The organism is Aminobacter sp. UC22_36 (assembly GCF_044056035.1).
Taxonomy (GTDB): Bacteria; Pseudomonadota; Alphaproteobacteria; order Rhizobiales; family Rhizobiaceae; genus Aminobacter.
The window spans coordinates 3,515,553-3,539,505 of the sequence record NZ_CP171996.1; the positions used below are offsets into that span (position 1 = coordinate 3,515,553).

General features: G+C 64.0%; 21 protein-coding genes and 2 pseudogenes. 8 read left to right on the top strand and 15 right to left on the bottom strand.

Features of this window, described 5'->3' with window-relative positions; all coding sequences use genetic code 11:
• Window positions 1-6 precede the first annotated feature (6 nt).
• Entirely contained in the window at window positions 7-1,194 is a 1,188-nt protein-coding gene (locus ACHMW7_RS20660) for a glycine C-acetyltransferase (protein ID WP_395447359.1), read from the bottom strand.
• Between the two features lie 178 nt (window positions 1,195-1,372).
• Window positions 1,373-1,852: a cupin domain-containing protein gene (locus ACHMW7_RS20665; RefSeq protein WP_395447360.1), complete on the bottom strand. Its 480-nt coding sequence runs from the start codon at window positions 1,850-1,852 to the stop codon at window positions 1,373-1,375.
• 418 nt (window positions 1,853-2,270) lie between these two features.
• Here ACHMW7_RS20665 and ACHMW7_RS20670 point away from each other — a divergent pair, with 418 nt between their 5' ends.
• Window positions 2,271-3,446 (top strand): mandelate racemase/muconate lactonizing enzyme family protein, encoded by a 1,176-nt coding sequence (locus tag ACHMW7_RS20670; protein ID WP_395451388.1) that lies wholly within the window; start codon window positions 2,271-2,273, stop codon window positions 3,444-3,446.
• Here the strand turns inward: ACHMW7_RS20670 and ACHMW7_RS20675 are convergent.
• Both ACHMW7_RS20675 and ACHMW7_RS20680 read right to left on the bottom strand, forming a co-directional pair.
• Window positions 3,379-3,870, bottom strand: a pseudogene (locus tag ACHMW7_RS20675) (cupin domain-containing protein); the annotation flags it as partial. The gene ACHMW7_RS20670 and the pseudogene ACHMW7_RS20675 overlap by 68 nt on opposite strands.
• 160 nt (window positions 3,871-4,030) lie before the next feature.
• The gene (locus ACHMW7_RS20680) at window positions 4,031-5,233 is read right to left on the bottom strand and encodes an acyl-CoA dehydrogenase (protein WP_395447361.1); all 1,203 of its coding nucleotides are present in this window, start codon (window positions 5,231-5,233) and stop codon (window positions 4,031-4,033) included.
• Window positions 5,234-5,353: 120 nt separating this feature from the next.
• Here ACHMW7_RS20680 and ACHMW7_RS20685 point away from each other — a divergent pair, with 120 nt between their 5' ends.
• Window positions 5,354-6,253, top strand: a complete 900-nt coding sequence (locus tag ACHMW7_RS20685) for a LysR substrate-binding domain-containing protein (protein ID WP_395447362.1) — start codon at window positions 5,354-5,356, stop codon at window positions 6,251-6,253.
• Here ACHMW7_RS20685 and ACHMW7_RS20690 read toward each other — a convergent pair.
• Window positions 6,243-8,285, bottom strand: coding sequence for an FAD-dependent oxidoreductase (locus ACHMW7_RS20690; protein WP_395447363.1), 2,043 nt, complete (start codon window positions 8,283-8,285; stop codon window positions 6,243-6,245). The two genes, ACHMW7_RS20685 and ACHMW7_RS20690, sit on opposite strands and share 11 nt — an antisense overlap.
• Window positions 8,286-8,398: 113 nt before the next feature.
• Between ACHMW7_RS20690 and queF the strand changes: the two genes are divergently transcribed.
• Complete coding sequence (queF, locus tag ACHMW7_RS20695) at window positions 8,399-8,860, top strand: preQ(1) synthase (protein ID WP_395447364.1); 462 nt, start codon at window positions 8,399-8,401, stop codon at window positions 8,858-8,860.
• Window positions 8,861-8,883: 23 nt separating this feature from the next.
• Here queF and ACHMW7_RS20700 read toward each other — a convergent pair whose 3' ends face one another.
• The 3 genes and pseudogenes from ACHMW7_RS20700 to ACHMW7_RS20710 form a co-directional block, all read right to left on the bottom strand.
• Window positions 8,884-9,366, bottom strand: coding sequence for a hypothetical protein (locus tag ACHMW7_RS20700; RefSeq protein ID WP_395447365.1), 483 nt, complete (start codon window positions 9,364-9,366; stop codon window positions 8,884-8,886).
• Entirely contained in the window at window positions 9,363-9,755 is a 393-nt protein-coding gene (locus ACHMW7_RS20705) for a nuclear transport factor 2 family protein (RefSeq protein WP_395447366.1), read from the bottom strand. Before ACHMW7_RS20705 ends, ACHMW7_RS20700 begins: the two co-directional genes overlap by 4 nt.
• A gap of 12 nt (window positions 9,756-9,767) precedes the next feature.
• A pseudogene (locus tag ACHMW7_RS20710) lies at window positions 9,768-11,334 on the bottom strand (trimethylamine methyltransferase family protein).
• Window positions 11,335-11,425: 91 nt separating this feature from the next.
• On the opposite strand from ACHMW7_RS20710, the gene ACHMW7_RS20715 reads away from it, so the two are divergent.
• Together ACHMW7_RS20715 and mutL are read left to right on the top strand one after the other, a co-directional pair.
• Window positions 11,426-12,328, top strand: a complete 903-nt coding sequence (locus ACHMW7_RS20715) for a LysR substrate-binding domain-containing protein (RefSeq protein WP_395447367.1) — start codon at window positions 11,426-11,428, stop codon at window positions 12,326-12,328.
• 234 nt (window positions 12,329-12,562) lie between these two features.
• A complete protein-coding gene (gene mutL, locus ACHMW7_RS20720; protein WP_395447368.1) occupies window positions 12,563-14,407 on the top strand; it encodes a DNA mismatch repair endonuclease MutL in 1,845 nt (614 codons plus the stop codon).
• Window positions 14,408-14,471: 64 nt separating this feature from the next.
• Here mutL and ACHMW7_RS20725 read toward each other — a convergent pair whose 3' ends face one another.
• Window positions 14,472-15,365, bottom strand: coding sequence for a DMT family transporter (locus ACHMW7_RS20725; protein ID WP_395447369.1), 894 nt, complete (start codon window positions 15,363-15,365; stop codon window positions 14,472-14,474).
• Between the two features lie 110 nt (window positions 15,366-15,475).
• Here ACHMW7_RS20725 and ACHMW7_RS20730 point away from each other — a divergent pair, with 110 nt between their 5' ends.
• Together ACHMW7_RS20730 and ACHMW7_RS20735 are read left to right on the top strand one after the other, a co-directional pair.
• Window positions 15,476-16,381, top strand: coding sequence for a LysR family transcriptional regulator (locus ACHMW7_RS20730; protein ID WP_395451389.1), 906 nt, complete (start codon window positions 15,476-15,478; stop codon window positions 16,379-16,381).
• A 159-nt stretch (window positions 16,382-16,540) separates the two neighbouring features.
• Window positions 16,541-16,774 carry a DUF2093 domain-containing protein gene (locus ACHMW7_RS20735; RefSeq protein ID WP_395451390.1) on the top strand — a complete coding sequence of 78 codons (234 nt, stop codon included), beginning with the start codon at window positions 16,541-16,543 and terminating at the stop codon, window positions 16,772-16,774.
• A gap of 3 nt (window positions 16,775-16,777) precedes the next feature.
• On the opposite strand, the gene lpxK is transcribed toward ACHMW7_RS20735, so the two are convergent.
• The 6 genes from lpxK to ACHMW7_RS20765 form a co-directional block, all read right to left on the bottom strand.
• Entirely contained in the window at window positions 16,778-17,803 is a 1,026-nt protein-coding gene (gene lpxK, locus ACHMW7_RS20740) for a tetraacyldisaccharide 4'-kinase (protein ID WP_395451391.1), read from the bottom strand.
• A 2-nt stretch (window positions 17,804-17,805) separates the two neighbouring features.
• Window positions 17,806-19,122 (bottom strand): lipid IV(A) 3-deoxy-D-manno-octulosonic acid transferase, encoded by a 1,317-nt coding sequence (gene waaA, locus ACHMW7_RS20745; RefSeq protein WP_395447370.1) that lies wholly within the window; start codon window positions 19,120-19,122, stop codon window positions 17,806-17,808.
• On the bottom strand, window positions 19,119-19,913 hold the full coding sequence (locus ACHMW7_RS20750) for a lysophospholipid acyltransferase family protein (protein ID WP_395447371.1): 795 nt from the start codon (window positions 19,911-19,913) through the stop codon (window positions 19,119-19,121). Before ACHMW7_RS20750 ends, waaA begins: the two co-directional genes overlap by 4 nt.
• The gene (locus ACHMW7_RS20755) at window positions 19,913-20,164 is read right to left on the bottom strand and encodes a DUF4170 domain-containing protein (RefSeq protein WP_067963345.1); all 252 of its coding nucleotides are present in this window, start codon (window positions 20,162-20,164) and stop codon (window positions 19,913-19,915) included. Before ACHMW7_RS20755 ends, ACHMW7_RS20750 begins: the two co-directional genes overlap by 1 nt.
• A gap of 78 nt (window positions 20,165-20,242) precedes the next feature.
• The gene (locus ACHMW7_RS20760) at window positions 20,243-21,049 is read right to left on the bottom strand and encodes a 3'(2'),5'-bisphosphate nucleotidase CysQ (protein WP_395447372.1); all 807 of its coding nucleotides are present in this window, start codon (window positions 21,047-21,049) and stop codon (window positions 20,243-20,245) included.
• Window positions 21,036-22,379 (bottom strand): TldD/PmbA family protein, encoded by a 1,344-nt coding sequence (locus ACHMW7_RS20765; RefSeq protein WP_395447373.1) that lies wholly within the window; start codon window positions 22,377-22,379, stop codon window positions 21,036-21,038. Before ACHMW7_RS20765 ends, ACHMW7_RS20760 begins: the two co-directional genes overlap by 14 nt.
• A 143-nt stretch (window positions 22,380-22,522) precedes the next feature.
• On the opposite strand from ACHMW7_RS20765, the gene ACHMW7_RS20770 reads away from it, so the two are divergent.
• Window positions 22,523-23,953, top strand: coding sequence for an MATE family efflux transporter (locus ACHMW7_RS20770; protein ID WP_395447374.1), 1,431 nt, complete (start codon window positions 22,523-22,525; stop codon window positions 23,951-23,953).

Genomic DNA, 23,953 nt, shown 5'->3' on the forward strand with positions numbered 1-23,953 from the left:
GCTGCCTTAAGAAATCACCCCGAGCTCACGCCCGACCTCGCCAAACGCCGTTATCGCGCGGTCGATATCGGCTGTCGAATGCGCCGCCGACATCTGCGTTCGAATGCGCGCCTGGCCCTTCGGAACCACCGGGAACGAAAAGCCGATGACATAGATGCCACGCTTCAGCATCCGGGCGGCCATCTCCTGGGCCACGGTGGCATCGCCGAGCATCACCGGGATGATCGGGTGGTCGGCGCCGGCGAGCGTAAAGCCGAGCTTACCCATGCCTGAGCGGAAGTGCCGGGCATTGGCATAGAGCTTTTCGCGCAAGGCCCCGCCCTCGGCGATCAGGTCGAGTACCTTGATCGAGGCGCCGGCGATGGAAGGCGCAAGTGTGTTGGAAAACAGATAGGGCCGCGAGCGCTGGCGCAGCCAGTCGACAACCTCGCGTCTGGCCGCGGTGTAGCCGCCGGAGGCGCCGCCGAGCGCCTTGCCGAGCGTGCCGGTGATGATGTCGACCCGGCCTTCGACGCCGCAATGCTCCGGCGTGCCGCGCCCGTTCCGGCCGACGAAACCGACGGCATGGCTGTCGTCGACCATCACCATCGCCCCGTATTTTTCGGCAAGGTCGCAGACGCCTTTGAGATTGGCGATGATGCCGTCCATCGAGAACACGCCGTCGGTGGCGATCAGCTTGAAGCGGCTGCCCTCGGCTTTCCTGAGTTCCTCCTCGAGGGCCGCCATGTCGTTGTTGGCGTAGCGAAAACGCCTGGCCTTGGAGAGCCTGACGCCGTCGATGATCGAGGCATGGTTGAGGGCGTCAGAGATGATGGCGTCCTCTTCGCCGAGCAGTGTTTCGAACAGCCCGGCATTGGCGTCGAAACAGGAGGAATAGAGGATCGTGTCCTCCATGCCGAGGAAGCCGGAGAGCTTGGCCTCCAGCTCCTTGTGCTCTTCCTGGGTGCCGCAGATGAAGCGCACCGAGGCCATGCCGTAGCCATAGCGGTCGAGCGCCGTCTTGGCCGCGTCGCGCAGTTCACGGCTGTCGGCGAGGCCGAGATAGTTGTTGGCGCAGAAATTCAGCACCTTTTCGCCGCCGACTTCGATTTCGGCACTCTGGGTCGAGGTGATGACACGCTCGGACTTGTAGAGGCCGGCGGATCTGAGGCCGGACAGTTCCGTCTGGAGATGGGAGAGGAAAGCATTTCTCATCGCGTCACGTCCCGTTCGTTGTCCTGATATGGCGGCAAGACCTGGCCGATACTACAGGAAATACGACCCGCGGGGTCGATCATCCGTGACACAGGATTCGGCCATGTCGGCTCGCCTTGCAACGGGCAAGTTCGACGACGAGAAAGGCCGGCCGAGACGGCCGGCCCTTCAGCTACGATCAGGACAGCGGCGCGCCGATGATGTCGATGCCGTTGCGGGCACAGGCCTCGGTGAGAGCCTTGATGGCCTCAGGCGTCGGCGCAAGCTGAGGCGGAAACTCCGCCTTGCCGGTCGGGATGCCGATTTCCCGTACCAGGCGCTCGAAGTCGCCGCGCGTGGTGACGGTCAGGCAGCGGGCGCCCTCGGCGGATTCGACGCGGTAGCTGTGCGGAACACCCTTCGGCGCCATCATGGTCTGGCCGGCGCGACCGTAGAGCTCCTTGCCGCCGACATTGAAGCGCATCACGCCTTCAAGGATATGGAACACCTCATCCTCATTGACGTGGATGTGCAGCGGCGGCGACGAGCCGTAGGGCATCAGATGTTCGATGACGCTGATCGTGTCGGCTCCCGCCTGACCGGATAGCTTGATGGTTGCCAGAGAGCCGGCGAACCACAGCAATTCGCCGTCACTGTCGGTCTTCGCATGCATGGTCATAAATCGTCCTTTCGAGCAGCGCGGTCTGAGAAGCCGCGGTGCCCCCGATCTAAGCGGCGACCGTATCCGTTCGAATTCAGCGAAACCGAAGGTTGTATCCGAGACCTGAAACAATTCGCACCATATACGAAAGCAAAAGAACCCTTCGCGCGAGAGCCGAGCCTGTCAGGAAAACGACGCGGGCAAGCGCCGTTTCCTTCGCCGCGATGGTCGATCCCTCGGTTTATCCTTGGCCGAGACCAGTCTGCGCCCAGGGGACAACATGGCCGACGCGAGCATTTCAGGCATCCGCATTTACAGGCAATGGCAGCCGTTTCGCGACGGCACCTATCGCTGCTCGGGCGGGCGCAGCGCCGAGGGCTTCGATTCGACCATCGTCGAGGTCACCAGCCACGACGGCGCCAGGGGCTATGGCGAGATGGCGCCGCTCGGCAGCTTCTACGACCCGGCCTTTGCTTCAGGCGCCCGCGAAGCGATGAAGGAACTGGCGCCGCAGCTGCTTGGCAGCATGGCGTCTGGCATCGAGGCGCTCAACCGGCGCATGGAGCTTTTGCTCAAGGGCCATCCTTACGCCAAGTCGGCCATCGACATGGCGCTCTGGGACCTGGCCGGCAAGCGTACCGGCCTGTCGCTGGCCGCGCTGTCAGGCGGCGCCGAGGGAGAGCGCCTTGCGCTCTACCGCTCCATCGCCCAGCAGGCGCCCGACGCGATGGCGGCCCGGGCGGTGAAATACATCGCCGAGGGCTACCGCCGCTTGCAGGTGAAGGTCGGGCTCGACGTCAACGAGGACATCGCAAGGCTGGAAGCGGTACGGGCATCGGTGCCCACTGATACGGTGCTGTTCTGCGACGCCAATGCGAGCTGGGGCACATCAGAGACAAGGCGTTTCCTGATGGCGACAAGAAACCTCGACTACACGCTCGAGCAGCCTTGCGCGAGTTATGAGGAAAACCTCGCCATCCGCCGCGCTACCGACCGGCCCTTGGTGCTCGATGAAAGCATTGACAGCGCCGACGTGCTATTGCGCGCCATATCGGACGGCCTTGTCGACGGCATCACCATCAAGCTGGCACGTGTCGGCGGCCTGACCAAGGCCAAGCTGTTGCGCGACATCGCGATTGCGAAAAATCTCAAAGTAACAATTGAGGACACTGGCGGCGCGCAGATCAACACGGCTGCCTATTCGGGCCTGCTTTTGTCGACCCCGGAGAGCCTCAGGCAGCACACTGTCGACTTCCACAACTGGGTGACGGTGTCGAACGCCCGTGGAGAGTTTGCTATCGCCGACGGCATGATGAGCTTGCCGGCGGACCCGGGTTCGGCCTGGATGTCGACCCTGATATATTCGGCGAACCGCTGTTTGCCTGCGACGCCTGAAAGAGATGGCTGGACGGACACGCCCCCCGCACCCGTCCAGCCTGATGTCGGCGCTATGGTAGCGGGGCGCCGACGACCTCGATGTTGTGCTGCGCGCAGGTGTCAAAGAAACGCCGTGTTGCTTCAGGCGTGCGTTCGGATTTTGGCGGCAGGCCCTCTGCCGGCGCCGGCGAGCTCATCTGACGGACCATCTGCTCGAACTCGCCACCTTGGGTGACGATCAGGCAAGTAGCGGCCTCGGCAGATTCGATGCGGAAATTGTGCGGAAGCCCCTTGGGCGCCATCACTGTCTGGCCAACATGAGCCAAGAACACCTTGTCATCGACATGAAACCGCATCGTGCCTTCGAGGATATGAATGACCTCGTCGCCGCTGAGATTGACGTGCAGCGGTGTCGTTTCGCCTTGCGGCATACGGCACTCGATGACGCTGATCTGGTCGTCGCCGGCGCTCGCCGACACACGGATCGTCATGAGATTGTCGCCAAACCACAAAATCTGGTTGGCTTTTTCAATCCTGGCCTGGACGCTCACCGACAAGATCCCCTCTTCCCGAAACCCGACGGAGCGGCCGGGCAATTGGGGAATTATCGGCGTGATGTAACCGTTTGAGGTCGGGTGCGGGCACCAGTGTTTCAGCATCCCGAAACAATACGCGCTAAAGGCGAATTACATTCGAAGCACCTAAACTTAAAATCGAAAGCCTCGCGCAAATCGGCATGCACAAACAGGTCTGAAAATAAAAGGCGGCCGCAGAATCGCTCCCGCGGCCGCCGAACAGACACCTAGTTGTAGACTGGGCTTAGAAGAATGCCTGCAGGCCGGTCTGGGCCCGACCGAGGATCAGCGCATGGACATCATGCGTGCCCTCATAGGTGTTGACCGTTTCCAGGTTCTGCGCGTGGCGCATGACGTGGTAGCCAATCTGAATACCGTTGCCGCCATGCATGTCGCGGGCCTGGCGAGCGATGTCGAGCGCCTTGCCGCAATTGTTGCGCTTGACCAGCGAAATCATCTCGGGGGCGAACTTGTGTTCGTCCATCAGGCGGCCGACACGCAAGCTGCCCTGCAGGCCGAGTGCGATCTCGGTCTGCATGTCGGCGAGCTTCTTCTGGTAGAGCTGGGTTCCGGCCAGCGGCTTGTTGAACTGCTTGCGGTCGAGGCCGTACTGGCGGGCGCGGTGCCAGCAGTCCTCGGCAGCACCCATCACGCCCCAGGAAATGCCGTAGCGGGCGCGGTTGAGGCAACCGAACGGACCCTTCAGGCCCGACACGTTGGGCAGCAGCGCGTCTTCGCCGACTTCCACGCCTTCCATGACGATCTCGCCAGTGATCGAAGCACGCAGCGACAGCTTGCCGCCGATCTTCGGCGCCGAGAGGCCCTTCATGCCCTTTTCGAGCACGAAGCCGCGGATCTGGTTGTCGTGGGCAGCCGACTTGGCCCAGACGACGAAGACGTCGGCGATCGGCGCGTTGGAGATCCACATCTTCGAGCCGGAGATCTTGTAGCCGTTGGCGGTCTTCTCGGCACGGGTCTTCATGCCGCCCGGATCGGAGCCGGCATCCGGTTCGGTCAGGCCGAAGCAGCCGATCCATTCGCCGGAAGCAAGCTTGGGCAAATACTTCTTGCGCTGTTCCTCAGAGCCGTAGGCGTAGATCGGATACATCACCAGCGACGACTGTACTGACATCATCGAGCGGTAGCCCGAATCGACGCGCTCGACTTCACGGGCGACGAGGCCGTAGGTGACATAGCCAGCACCCAGGCCGCCATATTCCTCGGGAACGGTGATGCCGAGCAGGCCGGCTTCGCCCATTTCGCGGAAGATCGCCGGATCGGTCTTCTCGTCGAGATAAGCTTCCTCGATGCGTGGCGCGAGCTTGTCGGCAGCAAAGGCGGCCGCCGCATCGCGCATCATGCGTTCGTCTTCGGTCAGTTGGTCTTCAAGCAGGAAAGGATCGGCCCAGACAAAGCTGGCGGCCGCCGCCGGTTTGGATGTGTTCATTTTTCCTCCGGGAGAATGAGAGCGCTTTTTTCATATCCTAGACCGCTTCACGCCTTTCCGCTAACAAGTAATCTCGTAAAGTTGATGCGTAAATTCGATTAACTTGGAACAACCTCGCCCATGCGCCGAGCCTATGTCCCAACGATTGCCGAGCTTGAGGCGTTCCGCGCCAGTGCCCGCTATGGCACGACAATTCGCGCAGCCGATCAGCTCGGCCTGACGCAAAGCTCGGTAAGCCGCTCGATCGGGCAACTGGAGGATCGGCTCGGTGTCGCGCTGTTCCACAGAATCCGCCAGCGCCTGACCCTTTCGGACGCCGGCCGCCGCTTCGCCCGCGACGCCGACGCGATCCTGGACGCCCTGCATGAGGCGACCGTGCGGACCATGGCCTTCGGCGGGCAGTCCGACATGCTCAGCCTCGCCGTGCTGCCGACACTTGCCGACCGCTGGCTGATCCCGCGGCTGGCTGGCTTCCATGTTGCGGCCCCAGATGTCGCGATCGATCTGGCAGTGCGGCTGGAAACCGTCGATCTCGAAACCGAGACCTTCGACGCGGCGATCCAGCGCGGTCCGGTCGAACCGGGCCAGCCCGGCATGCTGCGCCTGTTCGACGAGGAACTGGTGGTGGTTGCCGCACCGGTGCAGCTCGACGGCCGAGCATCGCTCGATGATGCTGAACTCGCCGCCCTGCCGCTTTTGCAGCAATCGACCCGCCCGACGCTATGGCTGCAATGGTTCCAGGCCGCCGGCATCGACCCGCGTACAACCTTGCGAGGCCACCGCTTCGAGCAATTCTCGATGGTCGTCGAAGCGGCTGTCGCCGGGCTCGGCGTGGCGCTGGTGCCCAAGGTGCTGGTCGCGCGGGAACTTACCGCCGGCCTGCTGGTCATGGCCTCGGCAAACCGCATCGCCGGCGAATTTCCCTATCGCCTCGCCTTCCGGCCCGGCACGGAGGATCGCCCGGGCCTGCGCGAATTCCTGCGCTGGATCGCAGCCGACGTAGCCACGTTCAAATCCTGAGGCCGAACCTGATCCCGTCATAGATCGCCGCATGAATGTTGCGGGCCTGAACCGCATCGCCGATGCGCAGCAGGATGAAACTTGCGTCCCTGACCTCGGGGAAAATGTCGCCACCATGGATCAGGCGCGTGTAATCGATCGCCCCGCCGTTCTTCGACAACGGCTTGAGCTCGAGATAGAGCTCGTCGAGCGGCAACGTGCCATGCTCGACCACGACCTGATCGACACGCCGCTCTTCACTCCAGCCCTTGGCGTAGTCGGAAGATAGCGTTGCCACCAGTTGGTTGCCCTCGCGCCGCACCGACTGGAGGCGGGTGTTGATGGTGATTTTCACGCCCGCCCGATGGAAAGCCTCCATGTAAGGCACATGGTTCATGCCGCCGATTTCAGGTGCAAAGAGACGCTCGGGCGTGACCAGCTCAAGTTTCGAACCGGCCTTGCCGATCAGTTCCGCCGCGGTCATGCCCTGATGGCCGCCATTGTCGTCATAAAGCAGCACGTTTTCAGCCGGCTTGACCGCGCCCGCGATGATATCCCAGCTCGACGTCACCAGATCGGCGCCGGCATCGAGCGGCGGGTTCTGTGGCAGACCGCCGGTCGCGATGACCACTGCATCGGGCTGGAGTGCCAGCACGTCGTCTTGGCCTGCCCAGATGTCATAGCGGATTTCGACGCCGAGCCTGTCCAATTCGGCCAGGCGCCAGTCGACGATGCCGATCAATTCGCGCCGGCGCGGGTTCTGCGCCGCAAGCCGAATTTGCCCGCCGGCCTGGCTCGATGCCTCCAGCACGGTCACCTTGTGGCCGCGCTCGGCAAGCACGCGTGCCGCCTCAAGCCCTGCGGCTCCGGCGCCGACCACGACGACCTTGCGCAGCGGGCCGTCGCTGCGAGCGATGACATGCGGGATCGTCGCCTCGCGGCCTGTCGCTGCATTGTGGATGCACAACGCACCGCCGCCCTCGTAGATGCGGTCGAGGCAGTAGGTCGCGCCGACACATGGGCGGATCTGATGCTCGCGTCCTTCCATCACTTTCTTGACGATATGCGGCTCGGCGATATGGGCGCGCGTCATGCCGACCATGTCGAGCTTGCCATTGGCAATGGCATGGCGGGCGGTCGCGACATCAGAGATGCGCGCGGCATGGAAGACCGGGAACTTCGTTGCCGCCCTGACCTCGCCGGCAAAGTCGAGATGCGGCGACGACGGCATGCCGTGCAGCGGGATGACGCCAGTCAGTGCCGCGTCGGTGTCGATATGGCCGCGAATGATGTTGAGGAAATCGAATTTCCCCGACGAGGCCAACCGCTGCGCGATGTCGATGCCCTCCTGCTTGGACAGGCCCTTTTCAAAATCCTCGTCGGCGACCATGCGGATGCCGACAATGAACGCCTTGCCGACCGCCGCGCGCACCGCATCGATCACCCGCCAGGTGAAACGCAGCCGGTTGTCGAGCGAACCGCCATAACAGTCGTCGCGATGGTTAGTCGCCGGCGACCAGAAGCCGTCCATCAGATGGCCATAGGCCTCGAACTCGATGCCATCGAGCCCAGCTGCCTGCATGCGCTGGGCAGCGGAGGCATAATCGGCGACGATGCGCTCGATATCCCAGTCTTCGATGGTCTTTGGGAATGTGCGATGGGCCGCCTCGCGCACCGGCGAGGCGCTGAGCACCGGCAGCCAGTCGGCTTTGTTCCAGTTGGTGCGGCGGCCGAGATGGGTGATCTGGATCATCACCTTGCAGTCGTGCTGGTGGCAGTCGTCGGCCAGTTCGCTGAGCCAAGGCACGATGGCATCGTCATAGGCGTGCAAATTGCCGAACGCCGCCGGACTGTCACGCGAGACGATCGCCGAGCCCGCCGTCATCGTCAGCGCCATGCCGCCCTTGGCCTTTTCGGCGTGGTAGAGCCGGTAGCGCTCCTTGGGCATGCCGTCTTCGGAATAGGCCGGCTCGTGGCTTGTCGACATGACGCGGTTCTTGAGCGTCAGGTGCTTGAGCCGGTACGGCTGGAGGAGTGGATCGTTGCTGGTCATTGCCTTCCTACATTGTCAGGCGCTAATACACGCCACTCGAAAATCTGGCCTGGGCAGTTCGGCGCCAGCCGCCTCACCAGCAATGAGCCAGGGCAATTCAGAAGAGCCACCCAATGACTGTCACCGACACACTCACTCAACTCGGCACCAGGGTCGAAACGCCGGCCTCGCCGGAAACCGCGGTGCTTGAGACCGTGCCCTACACACGCGTCGACGGCCCACCGGCGATCGTTCGCTTCACCTGCCCGGAATTCACCTCTTTGTGCCCGGTCACCGGCCAGCCCGATTTCGCCCACATCGTCATCGACTATGCCCCCGACACACTCTTGGTCGAATCCAAGTCGCTCAAGCTGTTCATGGTCTCGTTTCGCAACCATGGCGCCTTCCACGAGGACTGCACCGTGATGATCGGCCGTCGTGTCGTCGAAGCAACCAAGCCATTGTGGCTGCGCATCGCCGGCTACTGGTATCCGCGTGGCGGCATCCCCATCGACGTGTTCTGGCAGACCGGCACGCCGCCGGAGGGGTCGTGGTTGCCCGAGACCGGCGTCGCGCCCTACCGCGGCCGTGGCTGAACACATCGGACTGGACGGGGCGCTCACTGACATTGATACTGGCTGAGCGCCCATTCGCTGGTCACCGACAGCAGGTCGGCAATCTTCCATTCGCCATCAACCTTCTTCAGCTTCCACTGCATGCGATGCGGCTCGCCTGCCGCCGTGAAGGCTGCGACCACGATCGCGGTTTCGCCTGTTTCCGACCCGATGATCTTCAGGCTCTTGTCGAGCTCGGCCTTGTCATAGGCGACGCTGTCGAGCGGCATATTGGTATCAAGGCAATCGCCCTGCTCCGATTTCTCGAGCTGGTCGCGTGCATCGAGCACAGCCTTGGCCGGATCGACGAAACGGCCGCGCTCGGCCGGATCGAGCTCCAGCCCGACATGGTCGTAGAACGGCCTGACCGCCTCGACGGCGGTGCCGGCAATTGCCGGGGTGACCAGCAAGGGAAGGATGGCAGTTGCAAAAGCGGCTTTCATGGCGGCCTCGGCGTTGGATGGGCGGCCCTCAATAGCACGCATCATCGGCCGCTGCCTTGCCGTGCTGCGTCATCCTTCACCTCGACGCGCATGATCCTGCCGTCGGCGTCGAAATACACCGTCTCCTCGCCCGATCTGATGAGCCGTGCGCCGCTGACGGCATGCGTCGCCTCGAGGCGCCAGCGCGACCAGGCGGAGCGCGGCGAAAGTGCCGCCACCTGCTCGTCTTTTGAGACCTGGTCGCCATAGCAAGCGAAATAGCCGCGAAATGCCTCCAGGATCGCATCGCGGCCGACAGAGATTGCGCCGACGCCATCGGAGACATACTCGGCATCAGGCGCGAAGCAGGCCGCGATGGCCGCGAAGTCGAGGACGTCGATTGCCGCGTGGTAGGATTTCAGCGCTGCTACGGGATCGAAGGCCGTGTCATGCATAGCCTAGGGCCCTCAATACCAGGCGTCTTCCATCGACGCCTTCTTGCGCGTCGTGAACTCCTGCAGCGCCTCGTCGAGGCCGGGGTCGAGCGGCGGCGCCTCATATTCGGCGAGCATCGTCTTCCAGCGCTTGTTGGCGCGCGTGGCCGCGTCGGCCGAGCCTGCGGCCTGCCATTTCTCGTAGGGCTCGTTGTCGGCGATTGCCGAATCCCAGAAGGCCGTCTCGTAATTGGCCATGGTGTGGGCGCAGCCGAAGAAGTGGTTGCCGGGGCCGACCTCGCGGAAGGCGTCGAGCGCCAACTGGTTGTCGTCGATCTTCACGCCGTCGAGATAGGTGTGCAGCGCGCCGCAGAAATCGGCGTCCATGACGAACTTCTCGTAGGACATCGACAGCAGCCCGTCGAGAAAACCGACGGAATGCAGGATGAAATTGGCGCCGCAATGCACCGCAGCCAACATCGACATGGTGCCTTCGTTCATCGCGTGCGCGTCAGGCAGCTTCGAGGTGGTGAAGTTGCCGGAGCAGCGCAGCGGCAGGTTCAGCCGGCGCGCAAGTTGCCCGATGACCATCGAGCCGATCGCCGGTTCCGGCGTGCCGAAGGTCGGCGAGCCCGAACGCAGCGACATCGACGACAGGAAATTGCCGAAGATCACAGGTGCGCCGGGGCGCTCGAGCTGGGTCAGCGCGCAGCCGGCCATGGTTTCGGCCAGCGACTGGGCGATGGCACCGGCGTTGGTCACCGGGCCCATGGCGCCGCCGAGGATGAAGGGCACGATCACCGCCGCCTGGTTGGCGCGGGCATAGGCACGCAGCGCCGTGGTCATGGTCGCGTCCCAGACCAGCGGCGAGTTGACGTTGACGTTGCCCAGGATGACGCAATTCTGATCAACGAACTGCTCGCCAAAGACAATGCGCGCCATGTCGATCGAAGTCTTCGGCCCGGCTTTCCGATGTCACCGAACCCATGAAGCCGCGGTCCGAATATTTGATGTGGCTGTAGACCATGTCGAGATGGCGCTTGTTGACGGGCACATCGACCGGCTCGCAGATCGTGCCGCCTGAATGATGCAGCCAGGGTGATGACTGCGCCAGCTTCACGAAATTGCGAAAGTCCTCGATGGTGCCGTAGCGGCGACCCTTGTCGAGGTCCATGACGAAGGGTGAGCCATAGGCCGGCGAAAAGACCACGCTCTTACCACCAATCTCGACCGAACGTGCGGGATTGCGCGCGTGCTGGGTGAAGGTAGCGGGTGCCGTCTTCAGCACCTCGCGCAGCAGGCCGGGCTCGAACTTGACCAGCACACCCTCGACCTTGGCCCCTGCCCGCCGCCAGTGGTCGAGTGCCACGGGATCGTCGCGGAACTCGATGCCGATCTCGGCAAGGATCCTGTCGGCGGTCTCTTCGATGCGGACCAGGTTCTCCTCGGACAGGATGTCGTAAGTCGGGATGTTCCTCGTGATGTAGGGCCGGCCATGCGCCTCGGGCCCATGCGAGCGCTGCTCGCGGCGGGCGTTGCGGCCGCCGCGCTCGCGGCGCTTGGCGGGCTCGCTCGGGGCTTCGGCGGTGGCGACGCTCATGTCAGGCTCCAAATCGTTCCAGCATGAAGCTAGCCTTTGGATCTGATACTGTGACGCTTGAAAATCCTCATCACTTGCATAAGCTAGGCTTATGCAAAGCCTGCGCCATCTCTTGCCCTCCGCCGGCAGCCTGATCGTCTTCGAAGCCGCCGGGCGGCTGGCGAGCTTCACCGCCGCCGGGCGCGAGCTCGGCATGACCCAGGCCGCGGTCTCCTACGCCATCCGCGGACTGGAGGACCAGTTCGGCGCCAAGCTGTTCCAGCGCCGTCACCGGCAGGTGCTGCTGACTGAGGCCGGCGAACGGTTCCATGCCGACGTCACGCTCGGCCTGTCGCATATCCGCAAGTCGGCGGAGGAGCTCAGGGCACGCGCCGGCGGCATGCATGTCACGCTTTCGGCCTCGACCGCCTTTGCCTCGTTCTGGATGATGCCGCGGCTGCAGAAGTTCCGCGACGACCTGCCCGGCATCGACCTGCGCATCCAGACCGCCGACCGCGACCTCGATCTCATAGCCGAGGGCATTCCGCTCGGCATACGCGGCGGCGACGCCGCCGACTGGCCCGACTACGGGTTGCTGCAGATCGCCGACGAGGAGGTCTACCCCGTCGCCGGCCCGGCCTATCTGGCGCGCGCCGGCACGCCAACGACACCGGCGGAGATGACCCTGCATCACCTGATCCATCTCGAAGAACCCTATCGCCCGGCCGCGACCTGGAACGAATGGTTCCAGTCGGCCGGTCTCAACGGTGCGGTCGCCAAGCGCGGGCTGGTCATCAACGACTATGTGCTCGTCATACAGGCTGTCATGGAAGGCCAGGGCATCGCATTGGGTTGGCGTCACCTCACCGACCGGCTGATCGCGGCGGGGCTGCTGGTCCGGCTTTCAGACCACGTGATGACGACGAACAAGGGCTTCCACGTGGCGTGGCCGCGGAACCGCGTCCTGAGCGAAAGCGCTGAAAAAGTGCGGGACTGGCTGGCGGCGCAGGCATGAGGCGACGCTGCCGCCCGTCATCCCCTGCCGGACCTTCTCCCCGTGAAATACAGGGAGAAGGGGCAAGCGGAGCCGATGCGGACAGCCTCCTTCTCCCTGTCATTACGGGGAGAAGGTCCGGCAGGGGATGAGGGGCCGAGCTGCCATATCAAGTTGGCGCCAATCCGCTGTGGATGGCGCTGCACCCTGTAATGCACCTGTCCCGGCGCAACCGAATCCCGCTATAGTCCTGCCATGCCCATTCGCCAGCTTTCCGAGACAATGATCAACCAGATCGCCGCCGGCGAGGTCGTCGAACGACCGGCCAGCGTGGTCAAGGAACTGGTCGAAAACGCGCTCGACGCAGGGGCTTCGCGCATTGAGGTGGCCACCGCTGGTGGCGGGCTCAACCTGATCCGCGTCGTCGACGACGGTTCGGGCATGCCCGAAGAAGAGCTTTCGTTGGCGATCTCACGGCATTGCACATCCAAGCTTGGCGACGACATCCTCGACATCCGCTCACTCGGTTTTCGCGGCGAGGCCTTGCCGTCGATCGGCTCGGTGTCGAAGCTCGCCATCCGCTCCCGGACCAGGGCTGCCGATAGCGGCGCCGAGATTTCGGTCGAAGGCGGGCGCGTCTCCGGGGTGCGCCCAGCGCCAACCAACCGCGGTACATCGGTCGAAGTGCGCGACCTGTTCTTCGCCACCCCTGCCCGGCTCAAATTCATGAAGACCGAGCGCGCCGAGGCAACCGCCATCGCCGACGTCGTCAAGCGCATCGCCATCGCCTTCCCGGCCGTGCGCTTCACCCTGTCAGGAACCGACCGCTCGACGCTGGAACTTTCAGCGACCTCGGATGATGTCGACGGCAGGCTCAACCGCATCGCCCAGGTGATGGGCACGGATTTTCCTGACAATTCGATCGTCATCGAGGCCGTGCGCGAAAGCGTGCGGCTCGATGGCCATGTCTCGATCCCGTCCTACACGCGCGGAAACGCGCTGCAGCAATATGCCTATGTCAACGGCCGGCCGGTGCGCGATAAGCTGATCGCCTCGGCCATCCGTGGTGCCTATGCCGATGTGTTGCCGCGCGACCGCCATGCCGTGACGGTGCTGTTCCTGACCCTCGACCCGGCCTATGTCGACGTCAACGTGCATCCGGCCAAGGCCGACGTACGCTTCCGCGATCCAGGGCTGGTGCGCGGCCTGATCGTCGGCGCAATCCGCCAAGCGCTCGCCGGCGCAGGCATCCGTCCAGCGACGACAGGCACGCAAGCGATGATGGGGGCATTCCGGCCGGGAGCTGCCAGCTACGGCCATCCTGGCCCTGCCAATGGCCACCGCGCCTATAATCCGGATTTTCGTGCGGCAGCGTCATCTGGCTTCGATGCGATGCGTTCGCCTTATCGGCCACTCGATCCAGGCTTTGGCGAGCAACAGCAGGCGAGTTTCGACGCTGGCCCGCTGCACAGCGCCGACACACGAGCAGGACAGACGGAAGTTGTGCAATCCCTGCTGCAGACCGAACTCGGCGCGGCTCGAGCCCAGGTGCATGAAAACTACATCGTCGCCCAGACCAGCGACTCGCTTGTTATCGTCGACCAGCACGCCGCCCATGAGCGGCTTGTCTACGAGGCGCTGAAGAACGCGCTGCATTCGCGCCCGATCCCCTCGCAGATGCTGTTGCTGCCCGAGATCGTCGATCTGCCTGAAGAAGATGCCGAGCGGCTGGCGCTGCATTCGGAGACGCTGTCCCGCTTTGGCCTCGGCATCGAACGTTTCGGCCCAGGAGCGGTGGCCGTGCGCGAAACCCCTGCCATGCTGGGCGAGACCGATGTCACGCAACTGGTCCGCGACCTTGCCGACGAGATCGCCGACAGCGACACGGCGGACACGCTGAAGGAAAGGCTGCATGCCATTGCCGCCACGATGGCCTGCCACGGCTCGGTCCGCTCCGGCAGAAGGCTGCGGCCGGAGGAGATGAACGCGCTGCTGCGCCAGATGGAAGCGACGCCTGGCTCGGGCACCTGCAACCACGGGCGCCCGACCTATATCGAGCTCAAGCTCGCCGACATCGAAAAGCTGTTCGGACGCAGGTAAGGCATTTTGCAGCACCGAAAAGCGGCAGCCCGGTGTCGGCGAGACCGCCGCTCTTTCTTTGACCTCAGCGCTTGAGATTGACCAGCACCACACCGGCGAGCGCCAGCGCGCCGCCAAGGATGCCGAACAGGCCAGGCGTCTCGCCAAGCCAGACGAAGCCGATCAGCACGGCCACCGGCGGCACGCAATACATGAAGTTCGAGGCGCGTGACGCCGGCAGGCGCGACAGGGCCACCGACCAGCTGGCGTAGGCGATCAGGCTCGGCACGATGCCGAGATAGATGACCGACCAGAATGGTTCGCTGCCGGCGGAAGCCATCTGGGCGAAGCCGTTCGGCAGGGCGGGGGCCAGGCAGAGCGCGCCGAGGATCATGTTCCAGGCTGCGACTGTCAGCGGCCGGTGGCGGCTGTACAGGCGCTTCTGGACGATGCTGCTCAGCGAGGTGCAGAGCGCCGACCCGAGGATCAGCAAGGCGCCGGTGTTGAAGGTAAGCCCCTGCCCTTCACCAAACGCAATGATGCCAATGCCGGCGAACGACAAGAAGGTGCCGATCCAGGCGAGGACAGGGAAGCGCTCTCCCAGCAGGATCATGGCCAGCACCGCCGTGATGATCGGATTGACGTTGATGATGAAGCTCGCAGCCCCCGCCGAGACTGATATCTCGCCATAGTTCAGCAGGACCGTGTAGAGCGCGATAAAGACGACGCCACCGAAGGCAAAGCGCCAGAGTTCGTTCAATGCCGGCAGAGCCGGACGCACGATCATCAAATAGATCGCCGACGGGACCGCCGCGATGAAAAAGCGCAGCGCGCCGAGTTCGATCGGATCGATGGCGCTCAGCCCGGCACGAATGGCCGGAAAGGACGAAGCCCAGCCGACAATGGTGACGATCACCGCAAGGATGGTTACCGCGGATGCCGCCGGCGCCGAATTCAACGTGCTTGTCTGGATGGTCATCACTCTGGCCTCAGGAAATCTGCGGAGACCCTACCAGACGCTTTCCCGAGCTGATTGACAAACGACCATTTCGAGGATCAGCTGTGAGTATGGATCACAGCTTGGAACCGATGCTGCCGCTTGAGACCCTGCGCGCCTTTCAGGCGGCGGCGCGCACCGGCAGCTTCTCGGCGGCGGCCGAAAAGCTCAACATGACGCATGGCGCCGTCAGCCGGCAGGTCGCCAAGCTGGAGAGCTGGCTTGGCCTGCGACTGTTCGAGCGCAAGGCACGCGGCGTTTCGCTGACACTGGAAGGCCAGCGCCTCCACCTCAGGACCAGCGAGGCCTTTTCGCTCATCGCCAACACGACCGACCGCTGGGTCGAGCCGCGCGGCGCTGCCGTGGTGCGGCTGAGCTCGATCCCCTCGGTCGCAGGCCTTTGGCTGATGCCGCGCCTTTCGGCACTCGAAGCCGGCGCCACGCCGTTGCGGGTGGTGCTCGACGTCGATATCCGCCAAGCCGATCTCGCCGACGAGGGCATCGATCTGTCGGTGCGCTGCGGACGAGGCAAGATTCCCGGCCGCGTGTCGGCACAGCTTTTCGAGGAATACTGCTTCCCTGTCGCCTCGCCTGATCTGGCTGCCCGGATCGGAGCCGGAAAAGCCGAACGGCTGCTGCAGTATCCACTCATCCACGATTCGGACGCGTCGAGTTGGCGCTCCTGGTTCAGCACGCATGGCCTCGACTATCGCCCTCGGCCGCAGGACCGGCGTTTCGAGGACTACAATCTGGTGCTCGACGCCGCCAGCCACGGCCTGGGCATTGCGCTGGCCCGGCCGCCGCTGACGGAAAGCCAGCTCAAGTCCGGCCGCATCGCCATTGTCGACGAACGCAGCGCGCTGAACCCGGTATCCTACTGGCTCGATCGCCCGGTGGGACGACCGCGGCCTGCGGCAGCCGAACTCGCCCGCCGCATCGGTGCGCAGGCAGGTCTTGCGCCCGAGCGGATAGAGCGGTTCCTGACAGACGACAGGTAACTTGACCTCAGCCATTTTGTGGCCCTAAAAGCCCCAATACAGCGCCGCGCGCCCTTTTGGATAAACAGCGGACGCGGTAACATTTGAACCTGTGCATGTTTCTTGCCGCAGATCGATCCCGACCTTCGGCCCTCGCACCAGGATGTTGAGCACAAGGCGATGATGAACCGTTTCGAAGGTCCCGGCGCGCGCGAAGCCCGCATCCGCTATCTCGATGGCGATTTCCAGGTGACCAGCCCCGGCTCGTTCGTGCGCTGCGCGGTAACCGCCGATTCGATCCCGCTCGACGAGCTCAAATACTGGAGCGTCGCCCGCCAGGAACCCTATCGCGATGCCGCCATTTCGCTGGCGCGCGAGATCGAAATGAATCCTGATTTGCGCAAGCGCGGCTGAACATCAGCCTGATATCTTCCGCCTCCGCCACGCGTCCAACGTCTCGTCGACTATGCGTTCGGCCGAATGCTCGATGTCGAACACCGCGTCGATCTCAAGCACATTGAGGCGTTCCAAAAACTCCGGAGACGCCGCGCCATGGCGTAGCCGCGCTGCATCCTTCGACGTCGTCACCAGTTCCAGCTCACCAGCTTGCGCCGCGGCTGCGAGATCTTCCAGCTCGTCGGGCAGGTAGAAATGATGGTCGGCGAAGGGATGCGCCAGCACCACGGTTCCACCAGCCTTGGCGACCGTATCGAAGAACTTTTCCGGATGGCCAATGCCGGCAAAGGCGAGGAAACGGCGACCGGCGAAAGCCTTCTTGCCGCGTGGGCGCGCTACCGCAGCGAACACCGGCTTGCCGGCGCGTGCCGCCTGGCGCACCACGTCATCGGCTTTCTCGCCCTCGCCCATCTTGAGGACGGCATCGGCGAATCTCAGCTGATCAATCAGCCGCGCCCGCATCGGCCCGCCCGGAATGACGTGGCCGTTGCCCAGGCCGAAACGTGAATCGACGACGATCAGCGCGTAGTCGATATGGATGCGCGCGCTCTGGAAGCCGTCGTCCATGATCAGGAAATTGCAGCCACGCTCGATCAGCAAGCGTGCGCCGGCGGCCCGATTGGCCGACACCGCAACCAAAGCGTGTTCGGCCAGCAAAAGCGGCTCGTCGCCAACATGCTTGGCGCTGTCGTGGTGTGGGTCGACGACATGCGGCTCGGCAAAGCTGCCACCATGGCCACGCGACAAGAAACCAGGCACCAGATGCATGCGCTTGGCCTGCTTGGCGAGCGCGATGGCAACAGGTGTCTTGCCGGTACCGCCAACGGTGAAGTTGCCGACGCAAAGCACCGGCGCGTTGATCTTTTCACGCCTGGCCGACTTCATGCGTCGGCCGGCGACAAAGGCATAAAGAGACGACACCGGATACAGCGCGTAGGCGCGCCAATCCGGTTTTTCCCACCAGAAAGGAGGCGCTTCGCTGGCCAGCCCTACCTCCCGCCCGCGCCCTTGAGGCGCGACTGTACGATCAGGGGATGAATGTAGGGTTCGAGCGCTTTCAGCGTCCGGGCAAGCGCACCGCGCATTTCCTCGACGGTCGCAGCACCGGCCGTCATCATGTCGTGACGAGCGACTTCGTTGCCAAGCAGGAAGTTGACCGCACCGGCCAGCATGTCGCGGTCACGCACGATCTTGGCGCCGCCGCGGTCGATGAGGCGCTGATAGGTGTCGCGGAAGTTCTGCACGTTGCGCCCGGCAAGCACGGCGGTGTCGAGCATCGCCGGTTCAAGCGGGTTCTGGCCGCCTTGCGCCGTCATCGAGCGGCCGACGAAAGCGATCTCGGTCAGGCGCAGGTAAAGCCCCATCTCGCCGATGGTGTCGCCGAGCAGGATGTCGGTATCGGCCGCGATGCGGTCGCCAGTGCTGCGGCGCGCGACATTGAGGCCCATGCCGGTCAGCTCCTCGACCAAGGCCGCGGCGCGATCGGGATGGCGCGGAACGATGATGGTCAGCAGATTGCGGTGGCGGCTACGCAGCATGGCATGCACTTCGGCCGCCATGACCTCCTCACCGTCGTGGGTCGACACGGCCGCCCAGGTCGGACGGTGGCCGATCTGGCGCTGGATGGCGTAAAGAGCGCTCTCGTCGGCCGGCGGTGGCGATGTATCTACCTTGAGATTGCCCGAGACGGTGACAGGGCGTGCGCCGAGCGCGCGAAAACGCTCGCCGTCGACCTCCGACTGCGCCACCACATGGGCCATGTTTTCGAACAGCGCCTCGGCAATGTAGGCGCGCTTCTTCCACGATTTGAACGAGCGGTCGGACAGCCGCCCATTGACCAGTATCTGCGGCACGCGGCGCGCACCGAGCTCAAGGATGGTCATCGGCCAGATTTCCGATTCGGCGATGATCGCCAGATCGGGTTGCCAGTGATCGAGGAAACGGCTGACCGCCGGCTTGAGGTCGAGCGGCACGTATTGATGAATGATGCGACCGCCCAGCCGTTCTTCCGCGACCTGCGCTGATGTGACCGTCCCTGTCGTCAGCACGACATGGATGCCGTAGCCGAGGATGGCTTCGATCAGCGGTACGACCGCGACAGTCTCGCCGACGCTCGCCGCATGGAACCAGATCAGCGGCCCGTCGGGCCGTTCGCGGCTCGGCACGCCATAACGCTCGCGGCGGCGGTTATGGTCCTCCTTGCCCTTCGAGGCTCGCCAGGCGACGTAGCCGCCGACCATCGGGTAGGCGGCGGCACCTGCGTAGCGATAGGCTCTGAGAAAGGCGCGCGCCCAGCGTTCGCTCATTTCCCACCATCCACCAGGCGATAAGCCTGCTCGGTAGCATGATCGATGGCGGCGGTGAGTTCCTGGCGCTTGCGCTCCATTTCCGCGTCGTCGGCGTCGGCTGGAACCTCGATCAGAGGGGCGACGAAGATCGCGCCGCGGCCGAACGGAAGATTGATGGTGGTCTTGTCCCAGCTGCTTTCCAGCACCTTGCGGCGGCTGGTGGCAATCGCCGCCGGCGCGATCGGGCGACCGGAAAGGCGCGCCAGAAGCACGATGCCCATGCCAGCGTCGCGCGGCTTGCCATGCGGAATGTCAGCGATCATGCAGACGTTCTTGCCGGCATCGAGCGCCTTTTTCAGGGCGATCAGCGCCGTTGCGCCACCTTTTTCGAGCTTGCTCTTGGTTTCGCGGCCGCCAGAGCCACGCACCGCCTCGATACCGAACTTGTTGATGACAAGCGCATTGAGCTCGGCATCGGCGCTGCGCGACACCATGGCGACCAGGCCACGCTCGCTCGGATAGAGCGCCGGCGCCAGCAGATGCTGGCCATGCCAAAGGCCCACGATCAGCGGTTCGCTGTCGGCGTAGCTGCCCCCGGCCAGTTCGTAGGAACCCTTGACCAATGGATTGGTCAGCTTGATGAAGCGCATCGCTCCGGCAAACAGGCTCGCCACCGCACCCTTGGCAAAGCGCGACTTGGCAAGCGGCTCGCGAATGCGGCGCCAGAACGTCTTCGACGCCGGCTGCTTGACGCGCTTCTTCTTCGCCGCGGGCCTCACGGCCGACGACGCCATGCGGGGTTGCTCCATCAGTTCTGACCGGCAGCCTTTGTGTCCGGCTCAAGCAACCGATGCAGGTGGACGACGAAATAGCGCATATGGGCGTTGTCCACGCTCGCTTGCGCCTTCGCCTTCCAGGCCAGCTCGGCCGACTTGTAGTCGGGATAGATGCCAACCATGTCGAGCGCGTCGAGATCGCGGAACTCGGTTCCGCCGAGCTTGGTCAGCTCGCCACCAAACACCAGATGCAGGAGCTGCTTTTTTCCGTTTTCTTCGGACATCTGTTTCCTTGATTCATCATCTCGGGGCTCGCCTGATCTAGACCAAAGCGAGCCGTTTTGGAACACTTGGTAAAATCATCAACCGTCGTGGCTGGCAATCACCCCGGCCATGACGTCGAGCACCGCGCCGCTGCCGGCCATCAGCGCACCATGAACGATGTTCCTGCCAGCAAAAGCGAGCAGCCCACCATCCCGGTCGAGCAGCTTGCCGCCCGCCTCGGTCAGTATAAGCTCGGCCGCGGCGATGTCCCAGTCATGCGCGTTCGGCTTGACGAAGGTTGCATCGAGCGAACCGTTGGCGATCATCGCCACGCGATAGGCAAGGGAGGGGATATAGGCCTCGCGATCGAGCCTGCCCTGCCATTCCACCGGCATCCTGTCGATCATCGGCTTGGGACCGGCAATGCGGATGCGTTGGCCAGCGTCGCGCACGCTGATCGGCTCACCGTTGAGAAAGGCGCCACCGCCAGCAACGGCCCAATAGGTCTCTTCGCGCGCCGGGCATTCGAGCACGCCGGCAAGCGAGCGGCCGTCTTCGACGACAGCGACGCTGACGCACCATGCCGTGCGCCCTTCGACAAAACCACGCGTGCCATCGATCGGATCGACGACGAAGGTGCGACGTGCGCTAAGCCGGTCGAGATTGTCGGCTGTTTCTTCCGACAGCCAGCCATAATCAGGCCGAGCCGCCATCAACGTTTCGCGCAGATAATGGTCGGCGGCGTAGTCGGCCTCGCTGACCGGCGAATTGCCACTCTTGAGCCAGACTTCCGGGTTTTGCCTGAAGTAGCCCATGGCGATGCGCCCGGCCTCGGCCGCCGCGGCGCGCAGCAGTTCGAGTTCGGCCTTGAGATCGGCTTTGTCGATGTTGTCAGTCGCCGGCAAGGGTCATGCCTTCGATCAGAAGCGTCGGTGCGGCGGTGCCAAAATTGCGGTCGAGGTCGCTCGCCGGCACCATGCGCAGGAACATGTCCTTGAGGTTGGAGGCAATCGTCACCTCCGACACCGCCCAGGCGATTTCGCCGTTCTCGATCCAGAAGCCCGATGCGCCGCGGCTGTATTCACCCGTCACCATGTCGACGCCCTGGCCGAACACCTCGGTGACATAGAAGCCGCGCTTCAGCGACCGGATGATGTCGTCAGGCGATCTGTCGCCCGGTTCGATGGCGAAATTGGTCGAGGACGGCGATACCGAAGAGCCGCCACGCGCGCCGCGGCCGTTGGTGACGAGGCCGAGCTCGCGCGCCGCCGACGTCGACAGGAACCAATGGTTGAGCACGCCCTTGTCGACCATCTTGAGCGTCGCACCCTCGATGCCCTCGCCATCGAAGGGGCGCGAGGCCTGGCCGCGCCGCTTCAACGGCTCGTCGATGGCGGTGATGGCGGCGGAGGCCACCTGCTTGCCCATCATGTCGCGCAGGAAGCTGGTCTTGCGGGCAACCGACGCACCATTGATGGCACCGGCGAGGTGGCCGGCAATGCCGCGCGCGACGCGCGGATCAAAAACCACGTCGACGGGTCCGGTTGCCGCCTTGCGCGCGTTGAGCCGCTTGACCGCACGTTCGCCGGCCTTGCGCCCGATTTCGTCAGCCGCATCGAGGTCGGCGAAGTGAATGCGCGAGGAAAAATCATAGTCGCGCTCCATCGACGTGCCCTCGCCGGCAATCACGCTGGCAGAACGCGAGAAGCGCGATCCGACATAATGGCCGACGAAGCCGTGCGACGTCGCAAGCACCAGACCGCCAAGACCGGCGGCAGCACCTGCGCCCGCGGAATTGGTCACGCCCTTGACGGCCAGTGCCGCCTCTTCGGCGGCGAGCGCGTCTTCCTTCAGCCGTTCGGCTGATACGACGGTGTTATCGAACAGATCGAGGTCGCGCGGCGTTTGCGTCAGCAGCGACGCATCGGCAAGACCCTGGTAGGGATCCTCGGGCGAAACCCTGGCCATTGCGACCGCACGCTCGGCCAACACCTTAGGATCTGAAGCGGCGGTCGCGGAGACGCTGGCGACCCGCTGGCCGACAAAAACCCTGAGCGACATGTCCTCGCTCTCGGAGGCCTCCGTTGCCTCAACCTTGCCGAGGCGCACCGAAACGCTTGTCGAGCGGCCGCGCACCGCAACCGCATCGGCGGCATCGGCGCCGGCCTTCTTTGCCGCCTCTACGAGGCTCGCCACCCTGTCGGCCAGTTTCGCGGCGTCGTTGGTATCGTTCATTGGCATGTTCCGATTGTTGACCGCCCGTTGGTCGCGGCCCGTACCACCCCATCTATTGTCCCCAACCCGCTTGTGCAATGGGCGGGTGCATGGTCAAACGACCCTGTTGAGGCGCTTCGCCGTCGAAATCTTTGGGAAATCGCATGTCCACACAGGCCCCGGCGGCGGCACCGGCAAAATTCACCACCGGTTCGACCATGCGCCATGTCGTGGTGATGACCGGCACCGGCTCGGTCGGCCTGATCGCCATCTTCATCGTCGACGCGCTCAACCTGTTCTACATTTCCCTGCTCGGCATCGAGGAACTGGCCGCGGCCATCGGCTTTGCCTCGACGCTGCTGTTCTTCACGCTTTCGATCTCGATCGGCTTCACCATCGCCTGCGGTGCGCTCGTGGCGCGCTGCCTCGGCCGTGGCCAGCGCGAGGAAGCCAGGCACATGGGCGGCGCATCGATGGTGTTCATGGGTGTCGCCACGCTTTTGATGACACTAGCCGCCTTGCCATTCCTGCGCCCGCTGCTGTCGCTGCTCGGCGCCACCGGCGCCACGCTCGACCTGTCGACGCGGTTCCTGCAGATCGTGCTGCCATCGTTTCCGATCATGGCGCTCGGCATGTGCACGACTGGCATCCTGCGCGGCGTCGGCGATGCTCGGCGTGCCATGTATGTGACACTCGGCAGCGGCATCGCTGCGGCTATTCTCGATCCGATCCTGATCTTCGGCTTCGACCTCGGGCTCGATGGCGCGGCGATCTCGACCGTGCTGACGCGCTTCGTCATGCTGGCCATCGGGCTGCACGGTGCCCATGTCGTGCACAGACTGATCAAGATCCCTGACCTCAGCGGAATGCGCGAGGCTGTCCGTCCATTCTTCGCGATCGGCGTGCCGGCGATGCTGACCCAGGTCGCTACCCCGGTTGGCAATGCCTATGTCACCATCGAAATGGCCGCCTTTGGCGACCAGGCAGTAGCCGGCTGGGCGATCATCGGCCGTCTGGTACCGGTCGCCTTCGGTGTCATCTTCGCGCTGTCAGGCGCGGTCGGGCCGATCCTCGGGCAGAACTACGGCGCCCGCAAATTCGAGCGCCTGACAACGACGATGCGCGACAGCCTGCTGTTCACCATCGTCTATGTGCTGGCTGTCTGGGTGCTGCTGGCGATCTTCGCCAACCCGATCGCCAGTGCCTTCGGGGCCGAGGGCATCGCGCGCGAGCTGATCGTGTTCTTCTGCCACTTCGCCGCCGGCAGCTTCTTGTTCAATGGCGCGATCTTCGTCTCAAGTGCCGCCTTCAACAATCTTGGCTACCCGACCTATTCGACCGTGTTCAACTGGGGCCGTTCAACGCTCGGCGTCATCCCCTTCGTCTGGATTGGCGCGCATTATTTTGGCGCCATCGGCGTCATCGCCGGCTGGGGCCTGGGGGCGGTCGTGTTCGGTGTCGTCTCGATGTTTGTCTGTTTCCGCGTCGTCAACGCGATTGCGCGCGAACCGCAGCATCAGGACGAGCCGGTGCTCGCGCCCCCTCCGGCAGCGCAGTCGCCCTTCTCCACCGGCAAGGCATCGACCCTGCAATAG

Bases quoted from the DNA above. Each gene is read 5' to 3' on its own strand.
- ACHMW7_RS20660 (WP_395447359.1), bottom strand. From the start codon at position 1,194: ATGAGAAATGCTTTCCTCTCCCATCTCCAGACGGAACTGTCCGGCCTC.
- ACHMW7_RS20665 (WP_395447360.1), bottom strand. From the start codon at position 1,852: ATGACCATGCATGCGAAGACCGACAGTGACGGCGAATTGCTGTGGTTC.
- ACHMW7_RS20670 (WP_395451388.1), top strand. From the start codon at position 2,271: ATGGCGCCGCTCGGCAGCTTCTACGACCCGGCCTTTGCTTCAGGCGCC.
- ACHMW7_RS20680 (WP_395447361.1), bottom strand. From the start codon at position 5,233: ATGAACACATCCAAACCGGCGGCGGCCGCCAGCTTTGTCTGGGCCGAT.
- ACHMW7_RS20685 (WP_395447362.1), top strand. From the start codon at position 5,354: ATGCGCCGAGCCTATGTCCCAACGATTGCCGAGCTTGAGGCGTTCCGC.
- ACHMW7_RS20690 (WP_395447363.1), bottom strand. From the start codon at position 8,285: ATGACCAGCAACGATCCACTCCTCCAGCCGTACCGGCTCAAGCACCTG.
- queF (WP_395447364.1), top strand. From the start codon at position 8,399: ATGACTGTCACCGACACACTCACTCAACTCGGCACCAGGGTCGAAACG.
- ACHMW7_RS20700 (WP_395447365.1), bottom strand. From the start codon at position 9,366: ATGATGCGTGCTATTGAGGGCCGCCCATCCAACGCCGAGGCCGCCATG.
- ACHMW7_RS20705 (WP_395447366.1), bottom strand. From the start codon at position 9,755: ATGCATGACACGGCCTTCGATCCCGTAGCAGCGCTGAAATCCTACCAC.
- ACHMW7_RS20715 (WP_395447367.1), top strand. From the start codon at position 11,426: ATGCAAAGCCTGCGCCATCTCTTGCCCTCCGCCGGCAGCCTGATCGTC.
- mutL (WP_395447368.1), top strand. From the start codon at position 12,563: ATGCCCATTCGCCAGCTTTCCGAGACAATGATCAACCAGATCGCCGCC.
- ACHMW7_RS20725 (WP_395447369.1), bottom strand. From the start codon at position 15,365: ATGACCATCCAGACAAGCACGTTGAATTCGGCGCCGGCGGCATCCGCG.
- ACHMW7_RS20730 (WP_395451389.1), top strand. From the start codon at position 15,476: ATGCTGCCGCTTGAGACCCTGCGCGCCTTTCAGGCGGCGGCGCGCACC.
- ACHMW7_RS20735 (WP_395451390.1), top strand. From the start codon at position 16,541: ATGATGAACCGTTTCGAAGGTCCCGGCGCGCGCGAAGCCCGCATCCGC.
- waaA (WP_395447370.1), bottom strand. From the start codon at position 19,122: ATGAGCGAACGCTGGGCGCGCGCCTTTCTCAGAGCCTATCGCTACGCA.
- ACHMW7_RS20750 (WP_395447371.1), bottom strand. From the start codon at position 19,913: ATGGAGCAACCCCGCATGGCGTCGTCGGCCGTGAGGCCCGCGGCGAAG.
- ACHMW7_RS20755 (WP_067963345.1), bottom strand. From the start codon at position 20,164: ATGTCCGAAGAAAACGGAAAAAAGCAGCTCCTGCATCTGGTGTTTGGT.
- ACHMW7_RS20765 (WP_395447373.1), bottom strand. From the start codon at position 22,379: ATGAACGATACCAACGACGCCGCGAAACTGGCCGACAGGGTGGCGAGC.
- ACHMW7_RS20770 (WP_395447374.1), top strand. From the start codon at position 22,523: ATGTCCACACAGGCCCCGGCGGCGGCACCGGCAAAATTCACCACCGGT.